The organism is Spiroplasma endosymbiont of Stenodema calcarata, assembly GCF_964031205.1.
Taxonomy (GTDB): Bacteria; Bacillota_I; Bacilli_A; order Mycoplasmatales; family Mycoplasmataceae; genus Spiroplasma.
Window position 1 is genome coordinate 966,342 of the sequence record NZ_OZ035018.1, and the last position, 23,897, is coordinate 990,238.

Sequence of the window (23,897 nt, forward strand, 5' to 3'; positions counted from 1 at the left end):
TAACTTAAATCTCCACTTAAATGTATTAAAGTATAATTCAACTTATTTAGCAAACTATTATGCAACAATTCAAATTATCGAAACTCTTGAAACAAATGATCTTTTAATTTTAGTTTCTAAAAGTATGCAAGATGCAGAATATCATTTTTTAATTGACATTGCCAATAAAAGAAATGTTAAGATTATCTTATTAACAATTAATAAGGAATATAAAGGACCAGATAATTTGATAAAATTAACTTTAGAAAATACCGAAATATTAAATTTTTATGTTGATAATCCGCGTTATGTTTCCCGTTTAATGCTAGTTAATATAATATTTGGAATGCTAATTGCTAAATACCCTTCAACCCATACTGAAGAGTATCAGAATTATTATTTGGCAATTGATGAATGACATGAATATGTTAAAAAAATGAAATAAATACAAATAAATTAGTAAAAAATATTTTAAAAAAGAAATTTTATTTGGGATTAAATCATATTATAAAAGATTTAATCCTTTTATTTTGCTTTATCTTCTAATTTGATAAAATATTTCAAAGCTATTTTATTGTTAACGAATTTCTAATTTTAGATTTTCTAAATTAGCTTTAATTTTATCAAATTCTTGATTAATATCGCCTTCTGTTAATTGTTTTGTCATATTATTAAAAGTAAAACTAATTGTTAAAGCACAATGATTTGGTCTTCCCTTTGCTTCAATATACTGATCAATAACTTCCATTCCAACAACATCTTTAACTCCTGTTAAAATTGTTTTTTTAATATCTTGATAACTTAATTCATTTGGAACTCAAATTGAAATATCGCGACTACTTGCACTAAATTTATAAAGATCAGTAAAGAAAGTTGTTTTTTTTGTTGAATAATTAAAAATAACTTCAAAATTAATTTCGCCAAAATAAGTTGGTACTTTTAATCCACGTTCTTTACTATACACCGGATGAATTACCCCTAGCACTGCTAACAATTGTTTTCCCAATCACACTTGACTAGTTTGATAAGGATGATAAACACTATTAGTCGGGGCTAATTGATAAGTTAACGCGTTGACATCAATTTGTTCACTTTGTAAATAAGCTTCTAGTAAACTTTTGATATAATAATATGAATTTGTTACCCCATCCCCAGTCACTTTATTATGCATAATTTCAGCTTGACTAACAAAAGCACCATGATAATAACTTTCACCATTATTTGCATAAATCTTTTCAACAGTAAATAATTTAACATTTTTATTATTCCGGGCATTGTTATAACCAATACTATCCAATAAACCATTCGTTAAACTTAAGCGCATAACCTCGTGTTCTTGTGATAAAGGAGATAATAAACGATATGGTTTTTGATAGTTAAAAAAGTTAAAACTTTCAATTTCCGTTGTACTGACTAAAGCATAAGTTTTTGCCTGATAAAAACCATTATTTAACAAGAATGTTTCAAAATTTTGCATTGTTTTTTCTTGTGGGCGTTTTGCTTTTACTAAGTTAGGTAATATTGGTGGCTGTGGCACAATATGGTCATATCCAAATAAACGAGCAATTTCTTCAATTAAATCGGCTTTTTGAAAAATATCAGTTCTACTAACTGGTGGTGTTACCAATAATTTTTCATCTTTTTCTTCTAAACGAAAAGTTAATGGTTCTAATAAAGCTTTAATATCTTGTAATTTAAACTGATGACCAATTAATTGATTAATTTCACTTAATGTAATTGTAATTGGTTCAACTGCTGATTTATATTCTTTAATAAAATTTAACACCGATAACTCTTGTAAAAAGCCATTAATCTTTAACAGATATAAATAACGTGATAACCCTAACCCAACTGTGGCATAACTAAGCGGTTTTATATAACGTTGCAAGTTAATATTACTAATACCAACCTTACGTTGTTGTTGTCGCATTATAATATGATCTAAATGCAATGCTAAAACAGTTATTTCGGTTGTCTTATCGTTTACTGCATAAGCTGGATTTATTCGCACACCAATTAATTCAACAAATTCATCACCATCAAGGACAACTAAATCACCTTTTTTTATTTTAAAAGCTTTATTTTCATAACTATCAGTGATTATTAACATTGTTTTAATTTTGTTAAAATCATAAATTAATAATGGTTGACCTGTTTCTAAAGCCGTTTTAATTGCCAAATCTCCTAATGGATCAGCAACATTTGCTTGATATTCGTTAATTTTTAATCAAACCCGTTCTGCTAATTTTAATGGCAATTGTTCTGCTGTTAATTTTACATTTACACTAACTGCTGATTGGACCGCTGGTGAAGACAAAATAACTTGTAAGGGATTTTGATATTCTTTTAAATTTGCTGTTGACTCAAGTTCTAATGGATATAATTCACGGTTAAAATAACGTGCTAATTCGCGCGCTAATTCATACGTACTTAAACAATCACTTCGATTTAATGTTAAATCAACTTCAAAAAGATAATCCGTTAATCCAATTTTTTCTAATATATTAGTATCTCCGATCATATCATAAGATATTTCCTTCTCATTAAAAGTTAAAATAATTTCTTCTTTTTCTTGCTCTGTTAAATATTGTTCAGAAATTCCCAACTCGCTTAATGAGCAAAGCATTCCTTCAGAAGCATACCCTTTAATTTGACGGGATTGAATTTCCATCCCATTTGCTAAAACAGCCCATGGTTGTGCCACAACCGTATAACCATTTTCCATTGGATTATTAGCTCCGCAGACAATTGGATCAACTAATTCTTTACGGGTATCAACTAAACAAAATTTTAGATGGCTATCTGGAATTTCATTAACAACTTGAAGACGGCCACAAACAACATTACTATTTCGATCAAAATTATGCGTACGATCAACTTCAAATCCTAAACTATTTAATGCTGCAATAATTTCTTCATTACTAATATTTTCAAAATCAATATATTTATTTAATCATTTTCTTGTAATAATCATTATTGACCTCCTAATCAAATTTCTTAAACTGTGCTAAAAAGCGGACATCATTGGTATAAAATCGGCGAATATCATCAATGCCATATTTAAGCATTGCAATTCGTTCAATGCCAATACCAAAGGCAAAACCAGTTAAGTCAGAAGCTTGCCCACAAGCTTCATAAACAAGAGGATTAATTAATCCTGCTCCCATAATTTCAATTCAACCTGTTTGCTTACAAATGCTGCAACCAGTACCCTGGCAATTGACACAAGTAACATCAACTTCAACTGAAGGTTCCGTAAAAGGAAAAAAACTTGGTCGTAATCGAATCTTAGTATCATTACCAAACATTCTTTGACAAAAATATTGAATTGTTCATTTTAAATTAGCAAAACTAATTTGGGGCGCAATTAAAAAACCATCAACTTGCATAAATTGATGCGAATGGGTGGCATCATCATCATCACGGCGATAAGTATTTCCCGTTGAAATCATTGCCACAATTTCATCTTTACTTTTCATTTCTGAAATTGCCCGTGCTGTCATATTTGTACAATGTGTTCGCAATAAGATATTTTTTGTCAAATAGAAAGTATCTTGCATATCACGCGCTGGATGCCCAATTGGTAAATTTAATCGCTGAAAATTATATTCATCATCTTCAACCTCGGTTCCAAAAACAATATCATAACCTAATTCTTGAAACAATTGTGAAATTTCCGCAATAACTTGATTTAAAGGATGTTTTGTTGCTAACACTAAATTATAACCTGGTAATGTTAAATCAATTTTTTCTTGTTCTAACAGAGCCATTATCTTTGCGGTTTCTAACTCACTTCGTTTCGTCTGACATAATTCCATTAAAATTACTTTGACCTCATTTGCTCATTTTCCAACCGTTAACCGTTCTGCATGACTAATATCCTTCATTTTTTTTAAAAGATCATTTAATGTTGATTTTTTCCCTAAATATTCTAATTGTAAAGTTGTTATTTCACTTATGGTTGTTGCCGCATTAATCTTTTTAGTTGCTTGTGTAAATAATAATTCTAATTCTTTTTCCATAGACTTTTCCTCCCCTTATGAATGATTATTAAGTAAAAAAACCTTGCTTATATCAAAAAATATAAACAAGGAGTAATTGCTTACGGTACCATCCTTTTTTACTAATAAATTAGTCTTAATTACAGTTAACGAAATTATTATCAAAATAATAATCCGGCTGGGATTAGCAGCTCTCCTCAGGTGAATTCCTAACTAATTAAGCAGTTATTTCCACCAAACATAACTTCTCTGTGCCTTAGTATAATAAGTACTACTCCTAATTCAACGATTTAATCTGAAATTTTATAATCATATTATAACTTATTTTATTCCATTAGTTCATTTAGTTTTCGTTTTTTTACTAAATACATTGATAAAAATCATGATAATGATAAGATTGTTCCAATAATTGTCCCAACCTTAACTGGTGTTTGTCAATTTAGCGGTAAGTTAATAACAAATTTAAACTGATGAAGAATAATATCAATTGCAAAATATCACACAAGTAAAGAAATGACATAAGCTAATAAAAAGACCACTAATACCCCTAAGACATAATTTCCAATAATAATGAAATTTACTTGCCGTGGTTTATATCCTAAAGCACGCATTGTTAAAATAATTTGGCTTGCTTCATCAATTACTGATGATGTCACCACTGCTAAAATAATAAAGATAATCATACCATTTAAAATTTGTAAAATTAATAATGAATCATTCAATACCCCTAACCCAGCTTGGGCTAATAATTTTTGTAAGGCAATCATTTCGACATTATTTGGTCCAATAAAAATACTAATATCACTACCATCATTTGTCACAGTTTTCATAATTTTTTGTAAACTATCAGTAACATCATGATTAAAAATATTAATTGCTAAATTTTGTAAAGTAATCTTATAATTTTGTTTTCCTGTTAATAAAACTTTTGGATTAATTTTGTCACGAACCATAATTTCTTTTGAAATTACGCCATTATAAAATGACTCTGATACAGGATTGCCACTAAAATCATAAAAGAAATTACGAATAGCATCAGCATTAACAAAGACATTCCGACGAGTCGTATCATTTTTGATAATCCCCTGAACTACAATTGAAATATTATATAAAGTTGAAGTATTTTTAATACTAAATTCATATGAATCACCAATTTGTAAATTATTTAATCGTGCCATTTTTTCCGAAATTATTGCGGGGATTTTGGTTCGACTTAATGGTGCTGCTAATAGATTTTTAACAAGGTCATGATCAATCCCTTGCATTTGATAAAATTTATCCCATGTTTCTGGTTCAATCCCTTTTAAAACAACATCATTTATTACTGCTGTTTCATTGATACTAGGAACGACTGGTAAATTAATTAATGGTAATTCTGTCTGTGGATTATAATATAAGGTATTGAAACTTACAACTGTCTTAGTTTGTTTCTGATCAATAACACCCGTTCAATTAACAATATTTTTTAATCAGTCAGGAAGTGGAATCGCTGGAATTGATGATAAATCATTAATAACTTGGGTTAAATCAGATAAATAAACTGACTGATGAATTGGTTCATAATCTAATAATTTTTTTAAATTCGTAATATCCCCCGGATTTTTATGAATCTCACTAGCAAGATGATAAAATGTTGCCAACGAGGCTGCTTGGAGTTCTTCAACATTTGTTGTTTGTTTAACTTGAAAGTGATTATTATTAGTCAATTGTAACTTTTCCTCCCCACTTGGAGTTTGATACTGGGTTGCCGCCATTAAAGTACTCGGAAATTGGAATCGATGATCAACATCTTTTTGATAAACATTAGTAAAGGAATGAACAATATCAGTAAAAATATCAGTTGCATTAAATTGAATAATAAACAACAAGGATGAAATAAAGAAAATAAACATCACAACTGCTCACTTTAAAAAACCTTTTAAAGTGAATGCTAATTGAATTCGAAATAAGAAACTAGTTCTCCGAAAGATATGTTTAATTCCCGTTACTAAAAAATTGAAATGAAGTTTATCCGCCCCATTAATTAAAGCTAAACTTGGTTTGCGCAGGTAACTATAAATAAATAAAAACGATAAACCCGTAAAAAAGATTGGTATCACGACAAATAACATAACCATGAATTGTCAAGGGGCATAAATTAAAGCAAATGGAATTAATAAGCCTGAGGTGTATAAGGTATTAACATAGATTTGAATTGGAATACTAAAACAATAACCTAACCCTACACCAAAAAACATTGTTAAAAAGAATTTCGTGGCAAAAGCTCATGATAATTCTGCCGTCCGATATCCAAAGGCTTTAAAAATTCCGATTTGCCGCCTAGTTTTATTCATTTCTTTTTTCATTATATAATTGATAAAACTAAAGCCTAAAAATAATAAAACACTACCAATCGCACTATATAAAATAATTTGAATATTTATATTTTGCGTTTGTGCTGCAATGTAACCATCTTCATAGGCCACTAATGTTGTTATTGGATTAATATACGCCTGATGTAAATCATTTTTTAAAGTTAAAATTGCTGATGGATTAGTTAATTTTATTAAAACTTTTTGCGATATTCTAAATTTAATAATTCCTAATTCATCTTTCGCATTAGCATCCTTCAGTTCACTAAGCATGCTCGGTGTTGTAAACAAAATACCATATTTTCCAATGTCATTATTATTTGTTGGTTTTAATCCACCACTTGTTTGAGTAATAAAATTATCTAGTTTATTTCCAATTCCAACAATTTTTAAGTCAAATTTCGGTTTATTAGGAATTATTTCAATCCTATCGCCAATCTTAAAGTTATTCTGTTCCGCAAATAAACTACTAATAACAACTTCATTATTACTTGCTGGTAACCATCCCGCGTACAATTTTAATTGATTAAAATTAGTATCCTCTGTAGATGCAAACTTTGGTACAACTGCAGATGTAATTGAAAAAATAAAATTTGGTGCTGTTTGTTGCGTAATTTGAATTGTCTCAAAAAAACCAGCTGAATATGACGTTTGTGGAGATTGTGTTAATAATCGCGTGGTAAGTTCTTTCGTACGATTATAATCATATTTTTTAAAATATGACCACGCAATTGGATTTACACCATCAATATTTGTAATAAGTCCACGACTTGCTTCAATTTCGCCAACCTTATTCATAATTTGACTAAGACGGCAAATCTTTTGGGTTGCAGGATTAGAAATCGCCTGACAACTATTTTCGACTGTTTTTCATCAAATACTATCTACATCTAAAATTGCTTCAGGTTTCCCAGTAACTTCAACTTTGCGATTATTTTTATCAATAAATTCATTATGTAAATAATAATTTTCAATAAAATTATCATTGTAACCACTACGACTCCCAACAAAGAAATAATCTCATTTTTGAGAAGTTTGCGTTAAATCATTATATTTTAATTTATATTGCAGCGCTCCGGATAAAATCCCAGCAATAGTGGCAATAATAATAATTACAAAAAGAATTAAACCTCCCGCTTCAATTCAATTTTTAAAATATGATTTTAAATAGCTTTTTAAAATTTGACGCATAACCGCTCCCATTGAATATTTTTTAATAACTTCTTTTTATTATATCAGTTAATAAATAAAATTATTTTAATTAATAACAAAGCAAAAATAGCTTAAAAATCTATTTTAATTGATGATAATCATTGTTAGAATTAATTAATTCTGCAACAACATAACCAATTTGATTAATAATATCTGTTGGTAATACTGGTTTTTTATATTGGGAAATTTTATCACCCGTGAAACCATGCATATAAGTTCCAATAATGGCGGCTTCAAATAACTCATAACCTTGACCAATTAAACTGGCAATTAAACCAGTCAGGGTATCGCCCATACCAGCAACTGCCATGTAAGGATTACCTGTTCCATTAATATAAACAATATTACCATCGGTAATTATTGATTGATAACCTTTTAAAACAATAATAATTTTATATTTGTTGGCAAATTCTTTGGCAAATTTTACCCGATCATGTAAAATTTCTTCAACACTTTTATCAATTAAACAAGAAAATTCTAATACATCTGGTGTTAAAATCCCACGACCACGTAATTTACGCAACAATGTTGGATCTAACACATTAATCCCATCAGCATCAACCACAATTGGCCCCTTAAAATTATCTAAAATAGAGTTTAAAGTATTATATGTGCGTTCTGTTTTCCCTTTTCCCATTCCATAAGCCACAACATTAACTTTATTTGTTAATAAATCTAAAATTCGACCACGATCAGAAGAATCACAGAAAGTTATTTCTGGTGCAATATTATTTGTTTTCCCAAGTATTTCGGGTGGAACGGCTCAAATTGCCAAACCAATCCCGGCATTTAATGCCATATTAGCAACTAATGCTCCGGCATTTAAGTATTCTAAACTTGAAGCAAAAATCATTAAATTACCACAAGTACCTTTATGCGAGGCAAAACCTCGAGGTTGTAATTCAACGTGATTACTATAAAACAAATTACTGTCAATTAATTGTGAACAAATATTATTGACCGCCTGCGGGTGAAAACCTAATTGTCATACAACAACTTCGCCCAAATAAGGAATAATATCATAATTAATAAAGGCTATTTTATAAGTGAAAAAAGTGATTGTTTTATTGGCCTTAATTGCGACAGTCGGAATTTTTGCTTGATCATTATCAATTCCACTGGGGATATCACAAGCCAATATAAATTTTTGCGTTTGATTAATCTTTTTAATAATATCTGCAATTTTCAAAGGCATTTTACCATGATAATCTATCCCAAAAATACAATCAACAATAAAATCAGCTCATAACAATAACTTATCAAGATCATCACTTAAAAAAAGTAATAGTAACATTCGTTAAGGTTTGTAGTTCTTTATAATAATGTGCAACTGCCGGATTCTTTTCAGCTTCAAAAGCTGCTTTCGTCGCACAAATATAAACATGCACCTTTTTGTTTGAATCATAAGCACTAATTAACTGTTCTAAAGCTAATCCATCGCCACCAATATTTCCAAAATTTGAAAAAATTAAAAAGTTATTAACAGTTAAATTTACATGTTTAAATAAGCCTGATGCTGCTTGCGCCATTAATTTAATCGGTGTAATTTCTAACTGATCAAAAATAAAGCTATCAATTTTTTGATTATCGTTTTGATTAGTAATATAAAGCATAATTTTTCATCTCCTTATTTAATTATAGTAAAGTAATAAAGAAAAAACCAGTTTTAAATTCCTGGTTTTTTTAGAATTTCAACCTTTTCTTTATAATTTGGCATATATCGTTCAACATAATATCAAAATGACTTTGAGTGATTATGATGAACTAAATGAGCTAGTTCATGCACAATAACATATTCTAATACTGTTGGATCAAAATGAATTAGTTTTATGTTTAGCACAATTTTTTCCGTCTGAGGATAACAAACACCTCATTTTCTTGTCATTGTTTTTATGGATAAGTTCTTATAAGTTAATCCCATTGTACCTGCTCATTTATCTAGTAATTGCTCAAACTTATAACTAAATTTTTGTTTTAAAAACTGATGTAACTTCCGAACATTTTCATCATAATTCCCAGCATCCTTCATTAAAAATAAATGTCGATTAATAATTTTAGTGTGAACATTTTCTTGTGTTAACTGTAGCGGATATTTTTCATTAAAAAGATAAACATATCCGGTTCCATCTGGATTAATTACAATTTTGCGATAATTATCATGAACATCCATTACCGTAATAATTTTTTTAATATTTTTATAAATTAAGGCTTCAATTTCTCAATCATGGGCGTGGCTTGGGGCTGAAACTTTAATTTTCCCATTATTAACATTCAAAACAATATTTTTTTGTTCTTTAATAATTAAATCATATTTAATTAAATTGCCTTGATATGGCAGTACTTTCTCCAATGCCATAATGTTCCTCCCTTAGTAATAAGATAGCTTTTAGTTAATGATGCTCTTCATGTTCCCCATTATTAGCATTATTATCATAATCACCTAAACTATCATGGGGGTTAACATAGGATTCAGATTTCGGTTTTTCTGATTGTTTAGTAATTGCTTCGCGATATTTTTTCCCAGCTGTTCAAATTTTATCAATATCTCCTAAAAAGACTTTTCCATCATATGAATTATCAACCCGGGCATTAGGATTAATACGTTGTTTACCACTTATTTTTGGCACTGAACCAATTCGTTCCTCAAGTTCTCTTGTATCTAACGAGATATTTTGTTTTGATTTTGGAATAATGATTGAGCCTGGACCAGTTCCCCGCATTTGTGCAGATGAATTTGTTTCACTAAAAACAGGGGGCGAATAATCATGCTGTTTAATAATATCCCCTTTTTGAACAAAATTGCCTTCTTGTTCAATTAGAACTCCTGTCGGTGATTCATCAACAATGCCAATCCCTTCTTTAATTGTTCGTAAATATTGTCCTTCTTTACCAACACGAATTGGTGCTTTTGTCTCAGATGTTTTACTACGATCGAATTCTACTGTTGGTTCAGCTAAATGCGCTTCGCCTTGTTCATTTAGCATTGCATTCCGAGCCATTTTTGCTTTTAATAATGCCATTTTTGCTTTCAAATCAGTTGGTGCGGGGTTTTTGGCCATTAAGTTAGAAGACGCATCATCCCGTGGAGCCAGTTCAGCTGCCATAACCATTTCTTTTTGAGGAGTTAAGCCTTTTGCCCCTATTTTACCAGTTTCTAAATTAATGGCTGCTAAACGATTTTTTTGATCTTTTGTTAGTGGTTTTTCTTTTCGTGCTTTCCGATAATAAGAAGTTGCCAAGATTCCACCTATAAAAGTAAAAACAGGTCCAATAAATAATAAAGCAAAGCCAAAATTAGCTTTAATACCTAGTTTAAAAACATTTAAGCCCGTGTTACCGTCAACTGCTTGAACACCAAATGCTACAGCAATAATCAAAAAGAACAATGTTAAAAATCCTAAAATTAAGGCAAAAATCACCCCGAAACCTTTAAAACGACTATTCTTTGATAAATAATTTGGAATTAAATACATCAACACTAAAAAACTAGAAATTACTATTAAAATACCTCCAACTAATTCTGGTTTGGTAATCACATTTCCATACACATTGTAATTTGAAAATTGCAAGACAACTCGTGCAATATCTTCTAATAACATTCTTACTGCTTCAAAAAGAAAATTATTATTATTAATTTTAGCTTTAAAAATAATTAATAACCCAAAAAAGAGTGCACTAAAAAGCCCTCCAATTGTTAGAAACATTAATGACGCTTCACGTAATTTCTTCATTCTTTTCACCTATCTTTTAAATTTAATACAACCATACATATTAAATATACACCGTAATTATACCTTATTTCTTTTAAAACTAATAATATTAATTCTTTAATTTTGTCGAAAACTCTTGATATTTATAGAATATATCTAATTTTAGGTATATTTTTAATATATAGAGGTAAATAATTGATGGAAAAAATAATTACAGAATTAAAAAACAGTTTTACAGATGATCAATTTTTAGAATTTGCTGAAAAAATAAAAAAAGAAGCAGAAGTAATCAAAAAACAAAAACGTTTAAATGAAATTGATCAAAAATTTAGAGATAAAGGCATTATATGTCCTGATTGTAAATCTTATCATTGTGTTAAAAATGGTCATAATCCCGAAGGAAAACAAAAATATTTATGTAAAAAATGTCGTGCTAGTTTTGATGCTTTTCGTCATCATTTTACTTATTGAAGTCATTTAAATTATGAACAGTGAAATTTATTAATTCAAATTTCATTATTAGGACAATCTAGTAAAATAATTTCCCGTTTTATTAAAACAACACCAAAAACTGCTTGATATAATCGTCAAAAATTAATGCAATCAAAACAATTAGAAAATACTCAATTAAAATTTAAAAAATTAAATGGTCAAATCCAAATTGATGAAACTTTTATTAAAGAAATCCATAAAGGTAATTTTAAAGATAAATTTGATAAACGAAAAACTCATCTTGATCCATTTTCAACTAATACCAAATGCTGTATTCAAATGGTAGTTGATAGCAATAATAATATTTTTGTTCAATCCACCAATACCAAACGATTACAAAAACAATGAATTATTGAAAATATGAATAAGCAATTAATTAAAGAAAAATCAATAATTATTTCTGACATGCAACCATTATATTTATTAGTAGCAAAACAAACAAATTCTACTCTATATTCTACCAAAACTAGTACAAACCCTGATACTAGTTATCGAAAGTTAAATAAGATTAGTAAATTACAATCGAGTCTTAAAGAAGCCTTAATTCATTATCATGGTTTGGGTTTCACTAATATTCAAAATTATTTAAATCTATGAAAATGAAAATACCAACATAAAGGTTTAACACCAAAACAACAATCAACGGTATTATATTTTAACGTTTAAAAAATTTAAAGCAAAATCATGATCTTAAACAAAATTATTTTTCAAATTGTCATATTGATAATTTTTTTATTTCATCAAGAGTTTTCGACAAAATTAAAGTATTAATTACAATATTTTAAATTATAAAAAATTTGTAATGTGAAACCTTATTTCGGACACTTTATTAAATAACAACTTTATATTGTGAATCACACAAGATTATATCAAGTAAAATATAAATTTGTTAGATATCTAACCTTATCAAAACTATATTCTGCCCTATTTAAGATTTGTTTTTTATAAATTTTCCATAATGATTTAATATGTGGATTATCTTACGAACTTTCGATTCAAGACATACTAATTTAAGATCCGGCCTATTTCAAGAATGTATGGTATTCATTACTTTTAAATTCTGAATCATTACCGCGATAAATAATTAACCCTTCCAACATATTTTTATTTTCAATTATCTTTTGTTCTTTAGTGAAATCTCCTTTAATCTTTGATTCAATCTTTTTGTATTTCAATTCTTGATTTTCCTGTTTTGATACTTGTAATTTTATTTTTAATTCTTTAATTGTAATTGGAACAAATGAAATATTGCAAAGACCTTTTTGCCATAAATTTTATAATTTTTAATTCATTTATGCAAAGTTGGTAAACTAATATTATATAAATTAGTTTGTACTTTGATCAACATTTTAATTCCTAAGTATCCTTTCTGTCCTCTGGTGAACCATATGGTTTAAAAGCAATATGGTATTTATCAACTGGTTATGGGCTGTAATAAATATTATTGGTTGTTGAATTAACACCAAATTGAAATCCTAAATTATAATGGTCCCTATCCAATAAATAAATTCCTCGTTCTAATAATTTTGGGTCATCACGACGCATTACTAAATCTTTATTGTAAAATGTTGATACTCAAAATTTATCAATATCTTTTAAATCCTTATTTTTTGGATCTTCTTTAAATTTTTTCAATAAAGTACTTCATATTTTTTTATAAGTATATGTTTTTGCATCATTATATAAAACATTATGTAACTCTGGTTCTAATTGAATTCGTCCTTCATAATAATTTCGAATATCTCATGTAATTTGATAATATTTATAAAAAGCAGCAATAATTCGGCCAAAGTTTTTAATTTTATTAATCATTCCTTCTCGAGTAATTCCTATGTTAATATAAAAAGGTTTTCCTTGATTTAACACATTACCTGATAATGGGACACCAGCTACTAAAATCTTTGCTAAATTAATTTTAAATTGACCTAACTGTAATTTTGATCCCGAACTACTTGTTAAAATCTTTAATTTTTCACCATAATATTCTAAAAAATTTTCTGGTGTTAATTTATCCGGAGCATAACCTGTATTAACTCATGTGTATTTTTCATCATCAGGAATAACTGGCGTTACCCCATTTGTCTCAGGATTAATAATTGAATTTAATAATGTTAAAATTTCTTCATCACGAGAATAAGTAATATTTTCCCGAATGTGTCCCAGCTCTTCATCAGCTTGTAAAGCAGTATTTAATTCATTTTGAACAATATCATCCAGCATACTGTGGTCAGAAGCATAATTTAAATCAAAATTATCGTAAATCTTTTTATATGCTAAATTTTTGTCAACAATAATATCCCCAGCATTTGTTTTGAAAAATTTAACAATTGCAGTTGAAATTTTTCCTGTCACCGCATCTAAAATTTTTTGCATACGATTAGCATCATTTGTAATAGTATATTGGAATAAAAAAGGCACCCGTGTCTGTAATGTTTTAAATTGAATTTTAGCTTCTAATCTAAAATCTAACCTCACTCCTTTCAAACCATTCGTATCAATATTTGATAATGTTCCTAATTTATTGATATCAACGTAGTTTAAAGTAAACTTCCTTGTATTGTTATCAGACGTAATAGGCATACTGTTTGGATAATAGTTTGAATATTGATCTCTAATTTCACGATTAATATTATCAAAAATAGCCATAAAACCATTTACGATTGTTAGTAATGCAGGCTCGACTTTATTATCAGTAAGTTCCAAAACTTGTGTTGGTTTAGTTGCAGTAACTATTGAAAATAAATTTTCAAATTCCGGAATTGGATAATTATTAATATCAATTATTTTGAGGGAGTAAAATAAACGTTTGGTGATATCTTATTCTAATAAATATTTATCTACTAAAATAAAATTCCTAAGAAAAAGATAAATTTATCTTTTTTAATTAATTTAATCATAACATAAAAGTAATAATTTACAATACAAAAAATAATAATTCACAAATTATTTAATAAATTTATTTTAAATTATTGATTTTTACTTTAAATTTTATACAAAACATTGTGCCTGGTGAGCAACATTTTTATTTATTAAAAATTGCTGATTATGCTTATCTTCATTTTTAAAATAATAATTATATTCTTTTTCATTTTTTTTGTTTAATTTATTAAGATAAAACTCAATTAAATTAACACCATTTTCTTTTGCCATTTTCAATGCAATCATATTTTTAAAAACTTTTTCACTGTATGATTTAGCACCATATCCTTTTAATCATTTGACATTATGTGAAATTTGTGGTTCAGTACAAGACCCCATATATCAATCCTCTTTATAAACTTTAATACCCTCAGAATTATTTTTGATATATTTAATGAAATCTTTGATTTTATCTTTTTTATCTTTTAAGAATGGATATTCTTTAATATTTTTTCTTGTAATTAATTTTTTTAAATATTTTATTGCTTCATCAGGATCGCCATTTTTAAATAATTTATTCATATCTCAATAAATTTGTTTTCTTATTTTTTCATTATCGGTTAAATTTTTAGTAAGTTTTCTTCTTCGATAAGGAAATATTGTTTTTAATTCTTTCATTAAATGAAATTGATCTAAAATAAAAATTGCACCAATTTCGTTAGCAAATTTTTGGATTCATTTTGCTCCTTCACCTGCTAGCGTTAACTTACAATTTTCAATATTAAAATTTTGATTTAAAAAATATAAAAATTCTTTTTTATATTTTTTAATAAGATAGTATTTATTTTTTACTGATTTCATAACAATAAAAATTCTTTTATCTTTTAGAACATTTTTACTTTTAGTGCTTTTTATTTCATCATACCCAGTATGAAAATATGCTGTTCTAAACATATTTTTTTCTATTTTTCTATATTTTGTTAAATTACTAAATGAATCATCAACCCCAGCATACAAATATGGTGTTTGGACAATTATTTTTTCTGTTTCTGTTTTTAATTGTTCTTTAAATAATTTATCAAAATCAATTTCCTTATTAATGTTTGTGATTGTCATCTTAGATATATTTAATTTTTGGTACATATCCATAATATCTCTTTGTCTTTTAGCACTATCCATTAATTTTCAAATTGCTATTTTAATAAAAATACTAATTCTACTTCGTTTTTTTCTTCCGACTTTCTTATCAAATAAGAAAACAAATTCATATTTATTAGTATCTTTATTAAAAAAACGAAATAATGTTCTAAAAAAGGTAATATCACCATACTCTGTTTTTTCTGTAAAAGGTCTTTTACCCCACATAATATATCCATTTTGGCCATTACAATTTTGTTTTCTTAATTCTTGATCAGTTCTTTCTCATTCTTCTAATATTAATTTTTTTCCTATTTCATTAACATCAGTATTTACTTTTTCTCTAAAATTAATAGTATTGAAAATATTTAACATATAATTATATTCCTTTTAAATCATCATTGCATGATAGTAAAATTTTATAATGATTCAAAATGAATGTCAGCAATAATCTCATTTAATTTTGTAGAAAATAATTGATGGTATTAATACTTTTACCATTATCAAAATATAAACACTTACAAAAATCAAAAAATTATGTAAAAGTTTTATTTTTATATAAAAATCAGATAAAAACCATAAATTAAATAAACATATTATTTAAGTAATATTGTTTTTGTTTTTCTAATAAATTTAATTGTTCCTTAATTAATTCAATTTTTCTATCAATAATAGTAAAAAAATGTGCAATCTTAGTTTGTTCATTAATATTTGGAAATAAAACATTAATTTCACTTACATATGAAATATAATACCTTTTATGATCACTAGAAAATAATTTTAGATTTTTTAATAAATTAAAAACATAAAATAAATTAATATTATTAGTTTTAGATTTTAAAATTTTAATTGCGGATGATTTAACCATAAATTTAAAATTAACATATTTCATATCCATTGTAAAATCATCAAAGATTATAACTGGTATATTTTCATAGATATTTTTTTCATTTGCATAACCTAATATAAATGATTTATTAGCTGTTAATACTGGTATTTTCCCCTGATTTTCGATTTTATCTTTAACTATAAATTTTGTAGGTTGCTGATAATTTAATATTTCTTTTATTTTTTTACTTTTTCATTCATTATTAAATCCTTTAAATCTAATTTTTGGATAACTTTTTTCATTTGCAAACATATTATTTAAGTAATATTGCTTTTGTTTTTCTAATAAAATTAATTGTTCTTTAATTAATTCAATTTTCCTATCAATAATAGTAAAAAAATCAGCAATTTTATTTTGTTGGATAATATTAGGAATTTTAACTTGCAAATTTAATAATAATTTTTTTGATAAATTATATCTAGTAAAACCATTAGCCATTTTAATAATTTTTTCCCTATATTGAATTGATAAAAGTAAAAAAAGTAAAAAAATTGAATTTATGGCTTTTATATTAATTATTCTAAAACCAGAACAAAAACTATTTAAGTAAACATTGTCAATATCTGAATTAAAAATAGAACAAAGTCCTACTTCATTATAAGTTTCTGAAGTCATCGTAAATAAAATATCACCTTTAATTAAACGATTTTGTTTTTCATTGTTATTAATATTTACATATTTTAAAGAATCAATTTTTATAAAGCTATTATTATAAATATTTGTATATGTAACATAGTAAAAATTAGAATTATTTATTTCAAAATCTGCTTTTGTTTTGTTATAAAGCCCACGAAAAAATAATCCAATATCATTAAGCTTATATTTTTTTCATTCATCATTAAATCCTTTAAATCTAATTTTTGGCACCAAAGATTTATTCATTATTAATCACCAAATCTTTTAACATTAAATTAAATTCTTCATCTAATTTTTGAATTTCTTTTTCATTATTAATTAAGTTATCTTGTAATGCTTTAATATTAATAATTTCTTTTTCTTCTGTATTATCAATATAACGAGCAATATTTAAGTTATAATCATTTTCTTTAATTATTTCTATATCAACTAAATTAGAAAATTTATCAATAGTTTTTCTTTTATTAAAAATATTAATAATTTTAATAATATTTTCGTCGGTTAAAGTATTTTTATTTCCTTGCTTTTGAAATTCTTTCGAAGCATCAATAAACAAAATTGAATTATCAATTTTACATTTTTTCATCACAATAATACAAGTGGGGATTGATGTACCATAAAACATATTAACTGGTAAACTAATAATAGTATCAATTCAATTTTTTTCAATCATATATTTTCTAATAATTAATTCAGCATTACCCCTAAATAAAATTCCATGAGGAATAACAACAGCCATTACGCCATTATCAGATAATTTATAAATCATATTTTGAATAAAAGCAAAATCAGCTTTTGTTTTTGGTGCTAATTTTCCATAAGCACTAAATCTTTCATCACTTAAAAATTTTTGATTTGCCGATCAATGAGAACTATATGGCGGATTTGCAACAATTATTTCAAATTCTTGTCCTTTAAAACCATCATCTTCTAATGTGTCACCATTATAAATATCAAATTTATTATACTTTAAACCATGCAACATCATATTCATTCTTGCAATATTATATGAATTGGTTTTTAATTCTTGACCATATAAATGACCAATTTTTAATTCTTTATATACTCTTAATAATAATGAACCTGAACCACATGTTGGATCATAAACAGTTTTAATTTCCGTTTTTCCTTGACTAACTAATTTAGCTAATAATTTAGAAACAGGTTGTGGTGTATAAAATTCACCTGCTGCTTTTACTGATTCAGAAGCAAATTTACTAATTAAATATTCATAGGCATCACCTAAAATATCAATTTCTGATTCATTAATTTCAAAATTAATTTCATTAATTTTTAACATTACTTTAGCAATTATTTTACTTTTCTCTGCTTCTGTTTTTCCCAATTTACTAGAATCTAAATCAACAGAATCAAATAAATTTTCAAATTCTTTTTCTGATGAATAACCAACTGTTGATTCAATTAATTTTTTAAACGCTTTTCTTAATAAGAAAATATCAAATTTTCCAATATTAATTTTATTAATTATTTCTTGTCATAAATATTCCGGTTCAATATAATATCCAGCACTATCATTATGGAATGGCAAGGGTTTTTTGGACAAATTTTATGTAGAGTAATAATTTCTGTATTTTACTGGTGTTAAATAATTTAGTTTGCTATGAATTCGAATATTATTGTACCAATTAATGTAATCAAATAATTTTAATTTAAACTGCTCAATGTTTTTAAATTTATTATTTTTAATAAATTCAGTTTTAAAAATTTTGTATGTTGATTCCGCAACAGCATTGTCATAAGGACAACCTGGTTTACTGTAAGACTTTTGAATGTTATTTTTAGTTAAAAAGTTATAAATAAGATTGTTGTTAAATTCACTACCTTGATCAGTGTGAAATATTTTAATATCATTTAATGTAAAGTTAAGTTTATTAAAGGTATTTTTAACTAATTTTGCATTTTTGTGTAAACTAACATCATAACTAATAATTTCACGATTAAATAAATCAATTAGAAAGCAAACATAATATCATTTATTATTAATAAAAACATATGTTAAATCACTGACAACAACTTCATGTAGTTTATAATTATTAAATTCTTGATTTGGAATGGCAAGGGTTTTTTGGACAAATTTTATGTAGAGTAATAATTTCTGTATTTTACTGGTGTTAAATAATTTAGTTTGCTATGAATTCGAATATTATTGTACCAATTAATGTAATCAAATAATTTTAATTTAAACTGCTCAATGTTTTTAAATTTATTATTTTTAATAAATTCAGTTTTAAAAATTTTGTATGTTGATTCCGCAACAGCATTGTCATAAGGACAACCTGGTTTACTGTAAGACTTTTGAATGTTATTTTTAGTTAAAAAGTTATAAATAAGATTGTTGTTAAATTCACTACCCTGATCAGTGTGAAATATTTTAATATCATTTAATGTAAAGTTAAGTTTATTAAAGGTATTTTTAACTAATTTTGCATTTTTGTGTAAACTAACATCATAACTAATAATTTCACGATTAAATAAATCAATTAGAAAGCAAACATAATATCATTTATTATTAATAAAAACATATGTTAAATCACTGACAACAACTTCATGTAGTTTATAATTATTAAATTCTTGATTTAATAAATTATTATATTTATATGTAACATTGCTTGTATTTGAATGTTTGTATTTGATTTTTGTATAATTTGAAATTAAGTTATATTTTCTCATTATTTTACTAATCTTTACACGAGATAATATAATATTTTGCTGAGCTAGCATGATTTTAATTTTTCTTGTTCCATAATTTTTACGACTTTTTAGAAAAATACTGATAACAGCATTATCAATGTTTTGATTATTCTTGGGATTATTTGCTTTTAATTGATAGTAATATGTTGATCTAGCCAATTTCAATGTTTTACATAAATTAATAATTGGATATTTTGCTTTGTTATTTTTAATGATTGCTATTTTTTGCCGATTATCAGTGTTGCTTGCTTTAAAATGTCATTTTCCATTTCTAATTGTTTAACTTTTTTACGTAATTGAATTAATTCGTTTTCTTCTGGCGTTCTATTGTCTTTAGCTTTAAATGAGTCCGAGTTACTAAATTGGTGAGCTCATTTCCAAACAGTAGATTTACCAATTTGGTAATCATTGACTAATTGTTCAGGAGTTTGACCCATTTTGTAAAGACCAACAATTTGTTGCTTAAATTCATCGGTATAATGATTCTTTGCCATAATTACACCTCCATTGTAATTTAATTATAAATATTTACTCTACATTATTGTTGTCCAATTTATCTTAACCTATCCAAAGGTATTTTATGAAATTTATTATATCATTTATTTTATTAAAAAAATTTTACAATATTGCAATGCAATAAGAATTTAAAAAATACTATTATTAACAATTAGTCATCTAATTTTAAGACAGCCATGAAAGCTTCTTGTGGGACCTCAACTGATCCGATTGCTTTCATCCGTTTTTTTCCTTCTTTTTGTTTTTCTAATAATTTCTTTTTCCGTGTAATATCCCCACCATAACATTTCGCTAAAACATTTTTTCGCATTGCTTTAATATCTTCACGGGCAATAACCTTATGATTAATTGTTGCTTGAATGGGAACTTCAAAGTTTTGCCGTGGAATAATTTCTTTTAACTTAGCACATAATGCTTTTCCCCGTCCATAAGCAAACTCCCGGTGAACAATAATTGATAATGCATCAATAATATCACCATTTAATAAAATATCCATTTTTACCAGTTTATTCGACCGATAACCAATAAATTCATAGTCAAGAGAAGCATAACCTTTACTAATTGATTTTAAACGATCAAAAAAATCAAATACAATTTCATTTAATGGCATTTCATAAGTTAAGATGCGACGAGTATCATCAATATATTCTAAATTAACATAAGTTCCCCGCTTATTTTGACATAATTCCATTAATGGGCCAATATATTGTTCAGGAGTCATAATTGTTGTTTTAACAAATGGTTCTTCAATTCGATCAATTTTTTGTACTGCTGGTAAATCACTGGGATTATCAATTGTAATCATCTCTTTATTTGTTAAATAAGCATGGTAAATTACCGATGGTGCTGTCGCAATTAATTCCAAGTTATACTCACGTTCCAATCGTTCTTGAATGACATCCATATGTAATAATCCTAAAAATCCACAACGAAAACCAAATCCTAATGCTTGTGATGTTTCTGGTTCATAAACTAATGAGGCATCAGATAATTGAATTCTTTCTAATGCTTCTTTTAAATCTTTATATTTGGCAGAATCAATTGGATATAATCCACAAAAAACCATTGGATTCATTTTTTTATAACCATGTAATGGTTCAGACGCTGGATTATCAACAGTTGTAATCGTATCTCCAACACGAACATCACGGACCAGTTTTATACTTGCTGCTAGTCAACCAACTTCACCAGCTGCTAAATAATCTCTTTTAACTTCTTTCGGTGTTTTTACTCCTAATTCCGTTACTTCATAAATAGCTTTTGTATTCATTAATTTAATTTTATCGCCAACATGAACTATTCCTTGCTTAATACGAATAGAAACCATAACCCCCCGGTATTTATCATAATGCGAATCAAAAATTAAGGCTTGTAAAGGATTATTATCATCAGCATCTAACGGTGCTGGAATTTTTTTAACAACTGCTTCTAAAACTTGGTCAATATTAAGGCCAGTTTTAGCACTAATTAACGGAGCATTAGCAGTTGAAATTCCAATTAATTTTTCAATTTCTTCTTTCACTCGTTCTGGATCTGCTGATGGTAAATCAATTTTATTAATAACAGGAATAATTGCTAAATTATTATCAATTGCTAAATAAACATTGGCTAAAGTTTGTGCCTCAATCCCTTGGGCAGCATCAACAACTAAAATTGCCCCCTCACAAGCAGCTAAACTACGTGAGACCTCATAGGTAAAATCAACATGACCGGGGGTATCAATTAAATGAAAAGTATATTCTTGATTATCTTGGGCATGATATTTTAATTGAACTGAATTTAATTTAATTGTAATGCCCCGTTCACGTTCTAATTCCATTGAATCTAATAATTGTTCTTGCATTTCCCATTTATCAACAGTTCCTGTTAATTCTAAAATGCGATCAGCTAATGTTGATTTACCATGGTCAATATGGGCAATAATTGAAAAATTACGAATTAATTTTTTATCCATTCTTGAACCTGACCCTTTCTACAACAAGATTAGTTATCTCTCTGATATTATTATACATAATTTTAAAAAAGATAGGGGGTTTGCCCATAATTCTCATCAACTAAGGTCAAACTTATCTCCTGCGAAGAAATGTCTGTGTAAAGAAATTGAAGAGAATTAATAATTAATTTATTTAACAGAATTATATAAGAAAACCCTTATTCTTTTATTTTCCCCCAAAATTAAAACGCAATCGTAACAAAATCATCATATTTTCATTTTCATAAAAATTGTTATAATAAATTCATATCAACAAAATACTTATTTTACCTTTATTAAAATCTTATGCACTGGAAATAATAATTGCTGAAAGACCCGAAAACATATATTAATTTTGGTTGGGCGGTTGGGTTGTACAAACGAAAGGTAAACAACATGAAAAAATTATTACTAATAGGAACTATAACATTAACTGGAAGTGGAATAGCAAATAGTTTTGCAGAAACTAAAATAATGTTAGATCAAAAAGAAATTAATAACAATTCTTTATATAATAAATTAAATACTTATTCTAATTGAAAAGAAGATTCTTTTGCACCAATTAATTTAGAGAATATTGTCTGAAATCTTAACAAAGATTTTTATTGAAATAAATTAACATTAAATTCTCAAAGATACTGATTTAGATTTTGAGGAGGAGAACAAGAAGCTTTGACAGAAGCCGTGCAACATTTTCTTGACACTGGAATAAAAAATAAGAGAGCAATATTGGAACAATATGATACTAAACTAGTTGGTTCGACACCTGAACCAAAATATGAGGAAACATTAAATAATTATTCTGATTCTCCTCAGAAGTTATTAACAAGATCTCAAACATATTCTTACACCGATACATATACATTTAGTCATAAATGAACTCATACTGTCAATGTAAAAACAGAATTTAACTTTTCATTCTTTAAAAAATTTGAATTAAATTATACATATTCAGATGAAAAACAAGTTACTAATACTCATACTGAAACTCAGACTGTAAAATATTCGGGGCAAACTTATGAAGTTCCAGCACATCATCAAGGCAAATTTGAACGTATAATTTATTCAAAAAATTATGAAAATAACGGTATTCTTCATTTTAATATTCCAATTGATAAACAAGGTATCTTTGTCAATTCTGCATCAACATATGTTAAATATTTTCCACAGAAATTAGTTTATCCATGATACTCAGCACGAGATGTTGTCAACATTTTAAAAAATAATGGTTTTAAAGATTATTTAATAAAAGGAACTGCAGCAAATAAGAATTCGGTAATAACTGTGGATAATATTAATAATCAAAGTCTTGTTTGAATAAATGTCCCTCTAAAATGAAATTCAATTGTTAATGATGTAGAAAATAATTTTTATACAAAAAGAATATAAGAATTTCAATTCTTAATTATAATATTATTGCTAAAATTATTC

19 protein-coding genes are annotated in these 23,897 nt (G+C 26.6%); 3 read left to right on the forward strand and 16 right to left on the reverse strand.

What is annotated here, in order from left to right; all coding sequences use genetic code 4:
- Positions 1–25 precede the first annotated feature (25 nt).
- A complete protein-coding gene (locus ACQH24_RS05195) occupies positions 26–424 on the forward strand; it encodes a hypothetical protein (protein ID WP_425380697.1) in 399 nt (132 codons plus the stop codon).
- Positions 425–556: 132 nt separating this feature from the next.
- Here ACQH24_RS05195 and pheT read toward each other — a convergent pair whose 3' ends face one another.
- The 7 genes from pheT to ACQH24_RS05230 form a co-directional block, all read right to left on the reverse strand.
- Entirely contained in the window at positions 557–2,953 is a 2,397-nt protein-coding gene (gene pheT / locus ACQH24_RS05200) for a phenylalanine--tRNA ligase subunit beta (protein WP_425379567.1), read from the reverse strand.
- Between the two features lie 10 nt (positions 2,954–2,963).
- Complete coding sequence (gene pheS / locus ACQH24_RS05205; RefSeq protein WP_425379568.1) at positions 2,964–4,001, reverse strand: phenylalanine--tRNA ligase subunit alpha; 1,038 nt, start codon at positions 3,999–4,001, stop codon at positions 2,964–2,966.
- Positions 4,002–4,306: 305 nt separating this feature from the next.
- On the reverse strand, positions 4,307–7,522 hold the full coding sequence (locus tag ACQH24_RS05210; RefSeq protein WP_425379569.1) for an ABC transporter permease: 3,216 nt from the start codon (positions 7,520–7,522) through the stop codon (positions 4,307–4,309).
- A gap of 100 nt (positions 7,523–7,622) precedes the next feature.
- Positions 7,623–8,837 (reverse strand): NAD(P)H-hydrate dehydratase, encoded by a 1,215-nt coding sequence (locus ACQH24_RS05215; protein ID WP_425379570.1) that lies wholly within the window; start codon positions 8,835–8,837, stop codon positions 7,623–7,625.
- Positions 8,800–9,156 (reverse strand): hypothetical protein, encoded by a 357-nt coding sequence (locus ACQH24_RS05220; RefSeq protein ID WP_425379571.1) that lies wholly within the window; start codon positions 9,154–9,156, stop codon positions 8,800–8,802. Before ACQH24_RS05220 ends, ACQH24_RS05215 begins: the two co-directional genes overlap by 38 nt.
- 53 nt (positions 9,157–9,209) lie before the next feature.
- The gene (locus ACQH24_RS05225; protein WP_425379572.1) at positions 9,210–9,899 is read right to left on the reverse strand and encodes a M48 family metallopeptidase; all 690 of its coding nucleotides are present in this window, start codon (positions 9,897–9,899) and stop codon (positions 9,210–9,212) included.
- 34 nt (positions 9,900–9,933) lie between these two features.
- The gene (locus ACQH24_RS05230) at positions 9,934–11,274 is read right to left on the reverse strand and encodes an MFS transporter (RefSeq protein WP_425379573.1); all 1,341 of its coding nucleotides are present in this window, start codon (positions 11,272–11,274) and stop codon (positions 9,934–9,936) included.
- A 177-nt stretch (positions 11,275–11,451) separates the two neighbouring features.
- Here ACQH24_RS05230 and ACQH24_RS05235 point away from each other — a divergent pair, with 177 nt between their 5' ends.
- The gene (locus tag ACQH24_RS05235; protein WP_425379371.1) at positions 11,452–12,411 is read left to right on the forward strand and encodes a transposase; all 960 of its coding nucleotides are present in this window, start codon (positions 11,452–11,454) and stop codon (positions 12,409–12,411) included.
- 356 nt (positions 12,412–12,767) lie between these two features.
- On the opposite strand, the gene ACQH24_RS05240 is transcribed toward ACQH24_RS05235, so the two are convergent.
- The 9 genes from ACQH24_RS05240 to lepA all read right to left on the reverse strand — a co-directional run bounded on the left by ACQH24_RS05240 (position 12,768) and on the right by lepA (position 22,448).
- Positions 12,768–12,920, reverse strand: a complete 153-nt coding sequence (locus ACQH24_RS05240) for a hypothetical protein (protein ID WP_425379574.1) — start codon at positions 12,918–12,920, stop codon at positions 12,768–12,770.
- Positions 12,921–13,167: 247 nt separating this feature from the next.
- On the reverse strand, positions 13,168–14,448 hold the full coding sequence (locus tag ACQH24_RS05245; RefSeq protein WP_425379575.1) for a hypothetical protein: 1,281 nt from the start codon (positions 14,446–14,448) through the stop codon (positions 13,168–13,170).
- A 285-nt stretch (positions 14,449–14,733) separates the two neighbouring features.
- Positions 14,734–16,116, reverse strand: a complete 1,383-nt coding sequence (locus ACQH24_RS05250) for an Mbov_0401 family ICE element transposase-like protein (protein ID WP_425379576.1) — start codon at positions 16,114–16,116, stop codon at positions 14,734–14,736.
- Between the two features lie 208 nt (positions 16,117–16,324).
- Positions 16,325–17,512 (reverse strand): restriction endonuclease subunit S, encoded by a 1,188-nt coding sequence (locus ACQH24_RS05255; RefSeq protein WP_425379577.1) that lies wholly within the window; start codon positions 17,510–17,512, stop codon positions 16,325–16,327.
- Positions 17,505–18,830, reverse strand: coding sequence for a type I restriction-modification system subunit M (locus ACQH24_RS05260; RefSeq protein WP_425379578.1), 1,326 nt, complete (start codon positions 18,828–18,830; stop codon positions 17,505–17,507). Before ACQH24_RS05260 ends, ACQH24_RS05255 begins: the two co-directional genes overlap by 8 nt.
- A gap of 3 nt (positions 18,831–18,833) precedes the next feature.
- Entirely contained in the window at positions 18,834–19,406 is a 573-nt protein-coding gene (locus tag ACQH24_RS05265) for an IS3 family transposase (RefSeq protein ID WP_425380698.1), read from the reverse strand.
- Positions 19,364–20,254: an IS3 family transposase gene (locus ACQH24_RS05270; RefSeq protein ID WP_425380681.1), complete on the reverse strand. Its 891-nt coding sequence runs from the start codon at positions 20,252–20,254 to the stop codon at positions 19,364–19,366. Before ACQH24_RS05270 ends, ACQH24_RS05265 begins: the two co-directional genes overlap by 43 nt.
- On the reverse strand, positions 20,197–20,472 hold the full coding sequence (locus ACQH24_RS05275) for a transposase (RefSeq protein WP_425379579.1): 276 nt from the start codon (positions 20,470–20,472) through the stop codon (positions 20,197–20,199). The genes ACQH24_RS05270 and ACQH24_RS05275 overlap by 58 nt, the downstream gene beginning before the upstream one ends.
- Before the next feature lie 173 nt (positions 20,473–20,645).
- Complete coding sequence (gene lepA, locus ACQH24_RS05280; protein WP_425379580.1) at positions 20,646–22,448, reverse strand: translation elongation factor 4; 1,803 nt, start codon at positions 22,446–22,448, stop codon at positions 20,646–20,648.
- 414 nt (positions 22,449–22,862) lie between these two features.
- Here lepA and ACQH24_RS05285 point away from each other — a divergent pair, with 414 nt between their 5' ends.
- Complete coding sequence (locus ACQH24_RS05285) at positions 22,863–23,855, forward strand: ETX/MTX2 family pore-forming toxin (protein WP_425379581.1); 993 nt, start codon at positions 22,863–22,865, stop codon at positions 23,853–23,855.
- Positions 23,856–23,897 lie beyond the last annotated feature (42 nt).